At 37.8% G+C, this 11,955-nt stretch carries 12 protein-coding genes; 1 reads left to right on the top strand and 11 read right to left on the bottom strand.

Going from position 1 to position 11,955, the window contains the following annotated elements; translation table 11 throughout:
• The 8 genes from PI85_RS18135 to mutY form a co-directional block, all read right to left on the bottom strand.
• Complete coding sequence (locus PI85_RS18135) at positions 1–1,005, bottom strand: ABC transporter permease (RefSeq protein WP_008173491.1); 1,005 nt, start codon at positions 1,003–1,005, stop codon at positions 1–3.
• A 224-nt stretch (positions 1,006–1,229) separates the two neighbouring features.
• Positions 1,230–2,849: an ABC transporter substrate-binding protein gene (locus tag PI85_RS18130; RefSeq protein ID WP_036120507.1), complete on the bottom strand. Its 1,620-nt coding sequence runs from the start codon at positions 2,847–2,849 to the stop codon at positions 1,230–1,232.
• Positions 2,850–2,880: 31 nt separating this feature from the next.
• Positions 2,881–3,861 (bottom strand): ABC transporter ATP-binding protein, encoded by a 981-nt coding sequence (locus PI85_RS18125; protein ID WP_036120511.1) that lies wholly within the window; start codon positions 3,859–3,861, stop codon positions 2,881–2,883.
• Positions 3,836–4,849 (bottom strand): ABC transporter ATP-binding protein, encoded by a 1,014-nt coding sequence (locus tag PI85_RS18120; RefSeq protein ID WP_036120514.1) that lies wholly within the window; start codon positions 4,847–4,849, stop codon positions 3,836–3,838. The genes PI85_RS18125 and PI85_RS18120 overlap by 26 nt, the downstream gene beginning before the upstream one ends.
• A gap of 305 nt (positions 4,850–5,154) precedes the next feature.
• A complete protein-coding gene (locus PI85_RS18115) occupies positions 5,155–6,879 on the bottom strand; it encodes an ABC transporter ATP-binding protein (RefSeq protein WP_196244069.1) in 1,725 nt (574 codons plus the stop codon).
• A gap of 226 nt (positions 6,880–7,105) precedes the next feature.
• A complete protein-coding gene (locus PI85_RS18110) occupies positions 7,106–7,654 on the bottom strand; it encodes a DUF402 domain-containing protein (protein WP_036120520.1) in 549 nt (182 codons plus the stop codon).
• Between the two features lie 280 nt (positions 7,655–7,934).
• Positions 7,935–8,111 carry a gamma-type small acid-soluble spore protein gene (locus PI85_RS24005; protein WP_008173504.1) on the bottom strand — a complete coding sequence of 59 codons (177 nt, stop codon included), beginning with the start codon at positions 8,109–8,111 and terminating at the stop codon, positions 7,935–7,937.
• Positions 8,112–8,191: 80 nt separating this feature from the next.
• Positions 8,192–9,238 (bottom strand): A/G-specific adenine glycosylase, encoded by a 1,047-nt coding sequence (mutY, locus tag PI85_RS18105; protein ID WP_036120523.1) that lies wholly within the window; start codon positions 9,236–9,238, stop codon positions 8,192–8,194.
• A gap of 200 nt (positions 9,239–9,438) precedes the next feature.
• On the opposite strand from mutY, the gene PI85_RS18100 reads away from it, so the two are divergent.
• A complete protein-coding gene (locus PI85_RS18100; RefSeq protein WP_036120524.1) occupies positions 9,439–10,425 on the top strand; it encodes a metal-dependent hydrolase in 987 nt (328 codons plus the stop codon).
• A gap of 35 nt (positions 10,426–10,460) precedes the next feature.
• Here PI85_RS18100 and PI85_RS18095 read toward each other — a convergent pair whose 3' ends face one another.
• The 3 genes from PI85_RS18095 to recX are packed head-to-tail and all read right to left on the bottom strand — an operon-like array spanning position 10,461 to position 11,860.
• Positions 10,461–10,730: a YfhJ family protein gene (locus PI85_RS18095; protein WP_036120527.1), complete on the bottom strand. Its 270-nt coding sequence runs from the start codon at positions 10,728–10,730 to the stop codon at positions 10,461–10,463.
• Positions 10,731–11,060, bottom strand: a complete 330-nt coding sequence (locus PI85_RS18090) for a YfhH family protein (protein ID WP_008173513.1) — start codon at positions 11,058–11,060, stop codon at positions 10,731–10,733. It abuts the gene before it with no gap.
• Entirely contained in the window at positions 11,057–11,860 is an 804-nt protein-coding gene (gene recX / locus PI85_RS18085) for a recombination regulator RecX (protein ID WP_081937138.1), read from the bottom strand. Before recX ends, PI85_RS18090 begins: the two co-directional genes overlap by 4 nt.
• Positions 11,861–11,955: the final 95 nt, after the last annotated feature.

The following is an 11,955-nucleotide window of genomic DNA, read 5'->3' as shown; positions in this document are numbered from 1 at the left end:
CTATTTGTATTTAATACGCGGATCGACGACTGTATACAGTAAATCCACGATTAAGTTAATCATGATGAAAATAAATGCAACGATTAAAATTCCTGATTGAATAACAGGATAGTCCCTGAAGCCAATCGCATCATAAATATAACGACCAATCCCTGGCCAACTAAAAATCGTCTCTGTTAAAATGGCCCCACCTAGCAGTAATCCTGTTTGTAGACCAATTACCGTTAACACAGGAATAACGGCATTCTTCAATGCATGCTTATAAACAACAATAAACATTTTTTGGCCTTTTGCTCTGGCAGTACGGACATAATCTGAGCGCATAACTTCCAGCATAGAAGACCTTGTAATTCTGGCAATAATAGCCATCGGAATGGTTGCCAGTGCGACACCTGGTAATATGAGTCGCTTTAGGACTTCGACGAATTGATCAAAGCGACCTTGAATGAGCGTATCTAATAAATAAAAATGGGTTATGGCGGTTATAGGATTTCGTACATCTTCTCGACCAGAGGTAGGCAACCATCCAAGCTTGCTACTAAATGTCCATTGCTCCATCAAGCCAAGCCAAAACACCGGTACAGAAACACCGATTAATGCGACAATCATCGCTGTATAATCAAACCAAGAATTTTGGAACCACGCAGAAATAATACCAGCATTTACACCGATAACAATTGCAATAATCATCGCAAAAAAGGCTAGTTCAGCTGTTGCAGCTAAGTATGGAAAAACTTCATCTGATACAGGTAATTTTGTACGTAAGGAAACCCCTAAATCTCCCTGAAAAATGCCTGCCAAATAACTAAAATATTGTGTATACCAAGGTTTATCTAATCCTAAACTTGCGTTTAATGCCTCGACCGCCTCTTTTGTCGCCTGCTGTCCCAAAATAACTTGAGCGGGATTACCAGGTATTGCTCGTATTAACATAAAGACAATAAAAGTCATTCCAAGCAAAACTGGGATTAGTTGAAGTAAACGTCTCCCCATATAGTGAAGCATGTTCATCACCTCTCTATGATTTTCATAATCTACTTTGAAGTCTTTATATTCTGTTGAAAGGTTGAGCCTTCACCAAACGGTTTTGAATGTTTAGATGAGTGATCTTTCATACAGGAGAAATAATTTGGTTTTCTTTTACTAGAAAAGAATCTGCTAGAATTCCACGGCTTACCCGCAGAAAAGCAAGCAGATTCTCAAATTCACTTATTCAATTAAACCTAAAATTACCGTTGAATATCTACCGCATCTAAACGGTCAGAGCCAGTAGGATGCGCAATATAATTTGTCACTTTATTGTTAGCAGCTAAAATTGGCGTAGAGTGAGCAAGTGGAACCCATGGAGCATCCTCAGAAATAATCACCTGAGCTTGCTTATAAAGCTCATTACGCTTGTCCTCATCGACTTCAGTTTGAGCAGCAGTTAACAACTTGTGTAATTCTTGATTGTCATAGAATGTATAGTTGTTAGAGCCAATATTATCTCCATCTAATAAAGTATATAGGAAGTTATCGGCATCCCCATTATCACCTGTCCAGCCAAGTAGGAATGCATCTGCTTCACCATTTTGTGCTTTTTCTAAATAAGTAGCCCATTCAAACGATACAATTTTAGATTTAATGCCTACATCCTCTAAGTTCTTTTGAATCGCTTCTGCCACTTTTTGTCCATCCGGCATGTATGGACGTGGTACTGGCATTGCCCAAAGCTCAATTTCCTTACCATCATAGCCTGCTTCAGCAAGTAATGCTTTCGCCTTTTCAGGATCATACGTATAACCTGTAACTTCATCGTTATAACCAGAAATTACTGGTGGCATTGGGTTTTTCGCTGGCTCTGCAAGCCCTTCATAAAATGCATCTACTAATGCTTGTTTATTTATTGCATAGTTAACTGCTTGACGCACTTTTACATTATCAAATGGAGGGCGTGTTACTGTTAAACCTAAATAGCCAACATTCATAGATGGACGCTCAATTAATTGTAAATTCGCATCTCCCTCGATAGTTGCTTTATCAGATGGACTAATGCCATCAGCTACATCGATATTGCCTGCTAATAAATCATTTAAACGTGCAGAGTTTTCTGGAATAGAACGATAAATCACTTTATCTAATTTAGGATAGCCATCAATATAGTAATCAGGGTTTTTCTCAATTGTTATTGAATCATTACGTACCCAGCTAACAAATTTGAATGGGCCAGTTCCTACAGGATTTGCTGATAATCCCTCTTCATCTGCTTCAAATGCTGTTGGAGAAGCAATCGCAAATGGAGACATTGCTAAGTTTTTCAGGAATGGTGCTTGTGGTTGACTTAATTTAAAGACAACTGTATAGTCACCCTCTGCAGTTACTGAGTCAATGATTTGCTTGTCACCAATTAGAAATTGCGAACTAAAGTATGGGTGTTTATCCGCGCCTGATTTCCAACGTTCAATATTCTTAACAACAGCCTCAGCATTGAAGTCTGTGCCATCATGGAATTTTACACCTTCCTCTAGCTGGAAAGTATATGTTAAACCATCCTCTGATGCCTCCCATGATTTTGCTAACCCTGGCTGAATCGTTACATCTTTTTCACCAAAGTTTACTAATGTTTCATAAATATTAGCTGTCACCGTAAAGGATTCACCATCTGTGACAACAGCAGGGTCAAGTGCTACAGAATCTCCTCCACGACCATACACTAAAATTTTTGGATCGCCACTGCTAGCTGTATCGCCACTAGTTGAAGTATCTTTACTACCCGTATCCTTTGTATCAGAGCCGCCACAAGCTGCTAAGATCGTCGAGAGAATAAGGAGCAGCATTACACCTAAAGTCCAGAGCTTCTTTTTCTTCATTCAATTTCCCCCTATGTGGTTTTTATATCATTTAATGTTGGAGTGCCTCATATAGATGGCAAGCAACATAATGACCTGGTTTCACTTCTTGCATTTTAGGTACTACCTGTGAGCATTGTTCCATTTTAAAAGGACATCGCGTATGGAATGTACAGCCACTCGGCGGATTGGATGCACTCGGAATATCTCCAGTAATAATCATTTGTTCACGTTCAAACGTTGGATCTGGCACTGGGACCGAAGATAAGAGTGCTTGTGTATATGGATGAAGCGGTTCAGCATATAAGTCCTCACTCGCTGTCAACTCTACTAATTTACCTAAATACATGACGCCAACACGATTGCTAATATGGCGCACAACCCCTAAATCATGAGAAATAAAAATATAGGTTAGCTTTAAATCCTTTTGTAGCTTTTGCAATAGATTTAATACTTGTGCCTGTATGGACACATCCAATGCCGATACCGGCTCGTCCGCAATGAGCAAACGAGGATTGGTCATTAACGCACGCGCGATGCCAATTCGTTGCCTCTGACCACCACTAAACTGGTGAGGATAGCGTTTGATATGATATTCATTCAATCCAACAATCTCCAGTAGCTCCAACACTTTCTGTTTTCGCTCCTTGGCATTACCTATTCCATGAACAATAAGAGGCTCCTCCAATATTTTCCCGATGTTATGGCGAGGATTTAATGAAGCATAGGGATCCTGAAAAATCATTTGAATATCTCTACGCGCCTTCCTCATTTCATTGTTGGATAATTCTGAAATCATTTTACCTGCGAATTCAATGTTTCCTTCAGTAGGCTCTAGTAACCGCATTAGTAAACGACCTGTTGTCGATTTACCACAGCCTGACTCACCAACAATCCCTAATGTTTCTCCTTCAAAAACTTCAAAGGAAACATCATCTACTGCCTTTACATCCCCTGTTTGTGTATTTAGGACTCCTTTGCGGATCGGGAAATATTTCTTTAAGCCATCAACCTTTAATAACACTTTCGACACGTTGCTCCACCCCCTGCTTCTCTAGTAAAAAACATCTCGATTTATGCTGCTCTGCTGCTTTAAATAAAGGTGGTGTTTCCTGTAAACAACGTTCCATTGCGTATTCACAGCGTGCCGCAAAACGACACCCTACTTGAATACTTCCTGGTTTTGGTACACTTCCAGGGATTGAATATAAATTATCCTTTTTAAAACGCATATCAGGCACTGATTGAATAAGACCTTGTGTATAAGGATGCTTCGGATTAGAGAATATTTCTTGAATCGGTGCTTCTTCTACAATTTGTCCAGCATACATGACAATCACACGCTCACATGTTTCTGCTACAACACCTAGATCATGTGTAATTAACAGGACTGCTGTATTCAATCGTTTATTTAAGTCCTTCATTAGCTGTAAAATTTGAGCTTGAATCGTAACGTCCAAAGCAGTTGTCGGTTCATCCGCAATTAAAACCTGTGGATCACAGACAAGTGCCATAGCAATCATGACCCGTTGACGCATACCACCCGATAGCTGATGCGGGTAATCCTTTAGTAAGTCTTCAGCACGTGGTAAACCTACAAGTTTCATAATTTCAACAGCTCTGGCAAACGCTTTCTTTTTCGACCATTTTGGATTATGGATTAAAATGGCTTCTTTTAATTGATCACCAATTGTAAACAACGGATTTAGTGAAGTCATAGGCTCCTGAAAAATCATAGCTATGTCTTTTCCACGTATTTTCTGCATTTGTTTTTCTGTACAATTCACTAGATTTTTATTATCCAGCAATATTTCACCACCTGTTATTTTGCCTGGGGGTGATGGAATTAATCCCATGATGGATAGTGACGTAACACTTTTACCACTTCCCGATTCGCCGACAATCCCTAATATTTCTCCTTCTTGGACAGAAAAATCAATATCATCTACAGCAGGAATTTGTCCATTATCTGTGAAAAAGGTTGTTCTTAACCCTTTTATTTCTAGTAGCTTTTTCCTCATGCGCAACGTCCCACCCTACCTATATTTTACTTAATTGTATAAATTATATTAACAGAATACTATAACTTTTGTTAAATTCCCTATTTTCAGATAATTCTAACTAAAAATCATCACTCTTTCAATCATTAATATTCTGCAATTTACGTAGTTTTTCTGCATCATTCGCCTTCAGTATTAATTACATCTTATAAAGTAATATTTTTATATAGATTTTCAAAAAAAAATAGCCTTCCATTTTTAAAAAATGAAAGACTTTTTTTGAAAAAAATTTCACAATTGATGATTTTTGTGTACATTCACTACTATTACTCCAAATGTTGCACTTGGAATAAATCATAATATGTCCCTTGCTTTGTCATTAATTGCTCATGATTACCGCTTTCGATTAATTGACCATGGTCTATAACAAAAATTTTATCAGCATGAGTGATGGTCGAAAGACGATGAGCAATAATTATAGTTGTTCGCTCATGAGCTAGCTCCTCTAATGATTCTTGAATCAATGCTTCACTCTCTAAATCGAGCGCTGAAGTTGCTTCGTCAAGAATTAAAATCGGAGGATTTTTTAAGAATACTCGAGCGATGGCAACTCGTTGTTTTTGCCCACCTGATAGTTTTACTCCTCGTTCACCTACTTTAGTGTCATAACCATTTGGCAGAGTCATAATAAAATCATGGGCATTCGCCGCTTTGGCAGCCTCTATCACTTGCTCATCTGTAGCATCTGGTTTTCCCATTAGAATATTTTCTTTAACGGAGTCACTGAAAAGTATATTATCTTGGAGGACAATTCCTATTTGAGAACGTAGTGAATGCAATGTAACATCTCGTACATCCTGTCCATCAATCGTTACGACACCATCGGTTGCATCATAGAAACGAGGAATTAAGCTAATAATCGTGGATTTACCGCCACCACTCATTCCAACGAAGGCGACAGTCTCACCAGGATTAATAGTGAAATTGATGTTATTTAAAATAGGTACGCCTTCTTTTTCATATTGGAAAGATACATGGTCAAAACGAACTTCCCCCGTAGCGGATCGTAAATCACGCGCATCAACTTTATTTTTCACTTCATATGGTTCATCCATTAAATCAAACATTCGATCCATGGACGCAATGGATTGTGTCAACGTTGTTGAAGAACTAACAAGACGGCGAAGTGGGCCATACAATCGTTCGATATACGCGATAAAGGCAACCATTGTTCCAACAGATAAAGTACCATTTATGACTTCATAACCTGCATAAGCAATGACTAGTAAAGGCGCTACATCTGTAATAGTATTTACCACAGCAAAGGATTTAGCATTCCACTTTGTTTGATCAAGGGCCTTCTCTAAAAACTCCCCATTTGCTTCATCAAATAATTTTTGTTCATGCTTTTCTAGCGTAAAGCTTTTTATAATACTCATACCAGCTACTCGTTCATGTAAATAGCTTTGTACACCTGCAAGTGCTTGAGAACGTTTACGTGTTAAGTCCCGCAGTTTTCCAAAAAAGTACTTCACACTCAATGCATAAAACGGGAACGCTAATAAGGCCACTAATGTGAGCTTAATATCCATGGTTAGCATAATAATTACTGCAATCACAATAGTTGCAAGGTCTAGCCACACATTCATTAAACCCGTCATCACAAAGTTCTTCGTTTGCTCAACATCATTGATGACCCTAGAAATAACATCACCAGCACGTGTATTGGCATAATATTTTAAGCTTAATCGTTGTAAATGTGCGTAGATTTCTTTCCGAATATCAAACAGCACCTTATTACTAACATGTTGTGCAAAATATTGACGATAGTACTCGATTGGTGGACGAATAATAAAGAACACAATAATCGTTCCGCCCAGCCAATATAACAGCTCTTTTGTTTTTTCTCCATCTGTTAAGTCGTCCGCAGCAATAATATCATCCAACACAATTTTAATGAGTAATGGAATAAATAATGGAATAGCAAATTTAACTATACCAATAACAATCGTTAGAACGATTTCCCAAGAATAAGGTTTTACAAAGCGCATATATCGCTTTATGCTTCCCAAATTTTCATCACATCCTTACAAAAAGAAACAGGCATCCATTGATGAATGCCCTATGTATTATAGCAATATTTTGCTTAAAATACAGTTAAGATGACTTTACCGCTAACTATTTTGTATGTGCCTTCCCTAACAGTGTAAAAGATGCTCATTAAGAGTGGCTAAAAGAGGCAATATAAAACACCTATTAGTAAACTAATAGGTGTCACTAACAATCATCTGACTGCATATCAAGCTGGAACTTATAACGATTTGTCCAAACATTGATGAAATCGGGTGCAAATGGTCCTTTTTTTTGTTGAATCCAGCTTATTAGCTTATCGACATTGCGCTTTAAAATTTTATCAATCACATCAGGATAAGACATTTCCTTACGATGAAGCTCATATTCATCCTCGTCTAAGAGCGTATAAGACATGTCAGGAAAAACTTTAATATCTAGATCATAGTCGATATATTTAATGGCATTATTATCGAACACAAATGGTGAGCTTAGATTGCAATAATAATACACGCCGTCTTCTCGTAGCATACAGATGATGTTAAACCAGTGTTCCGCATGGAAATAGCAAATAGAAGGCTCTCTCGTTAGCCATGTACGACCATCGGATTCTGTCACAAGTGTCCGTTCATTCGCACCGATCACAATATTTTTTGTTCCTTTTAAAACCATCGTTTCTTGCCAAACACGGTGGATGCGGCCATTGTGTTTATAACTATGTATTTGTATCGTTTCTCCTTCTACTGGTAATGCCATTTTAAAGCCCACCTTTTCGTCTATGCTACCTAAATCTAGCAGTCTCTAGTATATTATAGCAATGTGTACGCGAAAGGTGTAGTTAGAAAACCACAAATTTCACTACGCTATTTTGAATTTGTATAAAATTTCGTTAACTTTAAGCGAAATTTAATAGTAGCTCCACCGTTTTGGTATTTATTGGTTTTTTAAATAAATATAGAAAGGAGCTGTCTTTTTCATCTTTTCGGATTTTTAGACAGCCCCTTAGAGGTAAATGCAATTATGCAATTACAAAGTGTTACTCACCTAAATCTTGGTTAGTTTTAGAGAAACGACCTGAAGCTGGAGCTTTCTTTTGCTCTGCTTTAGCATTTTGCTTTTGCACTTCATTTACGTCCGTTTCATAACCAAATTCTTCACTTTGACGTTGCATGTTTTTATTCGGTTGGAAATTTTGGTTGTTTTGCTTTTTCATTATTCATTCACCTCCACGCTAATTATTGTGTACCGAGGTGATGAATTTTATGCTCACTAATTTATTGTTTAAAGCAGGATTTATTTTCCTGTTAATTCTTTTACCTCTTCCCAAATTTTTAACATAGGAACAGGCATCGGCAATTGTTCGATTTGTTCTTGAGTGAACCAATTGCCCATCAATGTAGATTCACACTTCATATAATAGCTATTTACATGCCATGTTAAATGTGAAAACACGTGCTTAAACTTAAGCAGTTCATGCTTAGCTTGTACACTGATGGAATATTCCTTTATGAAGCTTTCTACTGAAACCTGACTAGTATCAAACATTGGGAATTGCCAAAGATTAGCTAATAACCCTTCTTCAGGACGTTGCTCCATAAAAAAACGTCCTTGTTCATCTTGACAGACCAGAATATCATAACTCAAATGCTTCATCTTTATTTTTTTCGATTTAACTGGCAGTTTTTCTGGTTCCCCTTCATTAAACGCTGTACAATACTCTCGCACAGGGCATAATAAACATTTTGGTGACGTAGGTGTACAAATAAGTGCCCCTAGTTCCATTAAGCCTTGGTTAAAGGAAGATGCATTAGTAGGATCAATAAGCTCCTCCACCGCAGCTTCAAAAATTTTTTTTGTTTTTGGTATGGCTATGTCCTCACTTATATTCAGCACTCTGCTTAATACGCGCATAACATTGCCATCTACTGCATGTTCGGGCTTGTTATAGGCAATACTTAAAATAGCACCAGCGGTATACGGTCCTACACCTTTTAATTTTGATATTTCATGGCGATTATCGGGGACCACGCCTCCGTAATTTTCTAAAACCTCACGTGCACCTGCCTGTAAATTACGCGCTCGTGAATAATAGCCAAGTCCTTCCCAATGCTTTAATAAATAATCTTGCGGAGCTTCCGCAAGCAAATCTAATGTTGGAAAACTTTCCATAAAACGATTGTAATAAGGAATAACTGTGTCGACACGTGTCTGCTGTAGCATCACTTCAGAAACCCAAATTTTATAGGGGTCTGTAGTATGTCTCCACGGTAAGTCGCGTTTCTCAGCGTTAAACCATTCGACCAAAGAATGTCGAAATTCTGTTACATATGGGTAATTCACAGTGACCTCCAAAGTTTTTACGATTTAATTTATGTTGAAAAGGGTATACAATTAATAAAGAATGAACATTCGTCCATAACTGACAATATTCGTCATTACCGAATGTCACCATACTAAAAATTGAATAAAGTTATTTATAAATGAAATAAAGATGTATGCAAATTGTACTCGATTTTACTGCATACTAGGAGTGGATATTTTTGGATTCAGGTACACATTTCGTTATGGGTATTGCCCTTGGCGGTCTTGCATTAGCCGACCCTATAGTAGCAAATCACTCGATGACCTTTACTGCCGTCATGGCAGGTACGATAATTGGCTCACAAGCTCCGGATGTTGATACTGTGCTAAAACTACGCAATAATGCTATCTATATTCGACATCATCGCGGAATTACACATTCACTACCAGCAGTAGCTATATGGCCGATCTTAATTACAGCTGTTATATCCCTTATTTTGCAAGACGTAAATGTGTTTCATTTATGGCTTTGGACATTTTTAGCTGTCGCTCTTCACGTCTTTGTCGATATTTTTAATGCGTACGGCACACAAGCAATCCGGCCATTCTCCAGAAAATGGGTTGCATTAGGTGTTATCAATACATTTGATCCAATTATTTTTTCCTTGCATTGTATGGGTATTGTATTATGGGCTTTTGGAGCCAATCCTGTTTGGACATTTAGCATCATGTATATCATTATCGTGATTTATTATATGTTACGATTCGCTGTTCAAAAAGCAGTAAAAAATGCAGTCCACAGTACGATACAAGATGAAGAATATGTTATCGTAGCACCAACTATGCGCTTCTTCCATTGGCGAATTGCTGCCAAGTCTAAAACACATTATTATGTTGGCAGGGCTTATGGCAGGACTGTTAATATTTATGATAAATTCGAAATTAAACCTTTACCTAACACTGCCCTTATTCATGCAGCCATGAAAGACCCTAACTTAGCTGCCTTCGTGTCGTTCTCCCCGATGTACCGATGGGAGATTTCTGAGCTAGAAAACGGCTTATTGGAGGTACGTTTAATCGACTTGCGTTATCGGAGTGACAATCGCTACCCCTTTGTGGCAGTAGCACATTTAAATGACGATAATGAAATCGTTACATCATACACGGGTTGGATTTTTACAGAAGATAAGCTTCAGAAAAAATTACAAATTGGTGCAAGTAATTAAGCAGTAAACCCTGACCAACATTGGTCAGGGTTTTATTATTGTATCATATCATCGCTAGCATCTAGGAGATGGGCATATTTTGGATTACGCCCTGCAAAAGCATGTAGTTTATCACCATAGCTTGTAATTAATTGGCGGACAAGATTTTCTGTATAATCTGCCCCACGATACTCATATCCTGCTTTGGCTGAAGTTGATTCAAAGTCGCTCCATAATAATTCAACCCAGACACGGGCACGTCCAACTGACATTTGTGGATTTTTTGCCAGCAATTCCGCTGTCAATTTTTCAATTTTCTCCTCCACTTATTTGCCCACCTTTACAGGAGACAGCATAGATACAGGTAATGCCTCTTGATATTTGTCACCGCCTAAACGATGTCCCCATGCAAAGCGTCCCTTTAAATAATCGACTTGGAAAAATTCATTATCTGAACGATCAATACGATACATTTCACCAGGAACAATTGTGTCTAAATCTACTAAATAAGCCGCTGCCATTAATGCTTTACGCTCATATACAGCAAATTCATTAATGATCCCAAGCTGCTCTGCCTTTCTTGCCTTTTCTTTTAAAAACGCAATTTCCTCACGCAGTTCATGCTCAGACATAGCAGCATAATTCTTTTCGTTCATTCTTCATTCTCCTTCTCTTCTATAAAACGGTCTATTACTTCTATAGGAAAACCCTTTTGATAGAGCGTCTGCTTCACCTTCATTTTTAGCTCATAACCAGTATACTTCGATACGTACTTTTTCCAAACCTTTTCGCCTTGTGCTTCGAGTAATGGTTGCCAGTTATCCTCATCTTGCTCAAGCTCTATTTGATTAAGCACCTCTTCTACAATCGGAAATGCGTAGCCTTTTCTTAACAAATAATCTTGAATTTTAGCCTTTACTTGTGCTGGCGTCTTTCTTTTTTCTGAACGTACAATTTTTTCCGCCAACTGTAAAGCCAATTTGATTTGTTCTTCCAAACTATATGTGGCAAGTACCTCATCTTGAAGGTTTTTATCAATTCCTTTTTTAATGAGATCTTGTCTAATAGCTCTTGGTCCTTTTTTCATTGTGGCCTTTTTTGTATCCAGTAAAGCTTTGGAATAGTTTTCATCATTTATAAAGCCATACGATTTTAATTTCTGAATCGCTTCTAAAGCTACCGCTTCACCAAATTCTAAAGTAAGCAGTTTTTTCTTCACCTCGTGCTCACTTCGCATTTGATAAGAAAGAAAGTTTAATCCTTTATTAAACGCCTTCCGTATTTCATCCTCATAGGCAATTTCCTGAATTTCAAATTCATCGAGAACCTTTCCCTTTGTTAAACCAAATTGAAGAAGAATAGCCTCGTCAACAGGAAATGCATATTCTTCATTTAAGTAGATATTATAACGTTCAGGATTGTTTTTTTGACGTGCAATTTTCGTAATCATACGCATAGCCAACACCTCACCTGTCCATTATAACATTTCTTTTTATGGTATCCGTTATTCGATGCTATTCATCCCCTTCTTCTAGGGGGTGCTTTAGATGT

The sequence above is a fragment of the Lysinibacillus sp. A1 genome, assembly GCF_000801965.1.
GTDB lineage: Bacteria > Bacillota > Bacilli > Bacillales_A > Planococcaceae > Lysinibacillus > Lysinibacillus fusiformis.
This window is presented reverse-complemented; position numbering and strand designations above follow the sequence as displayed.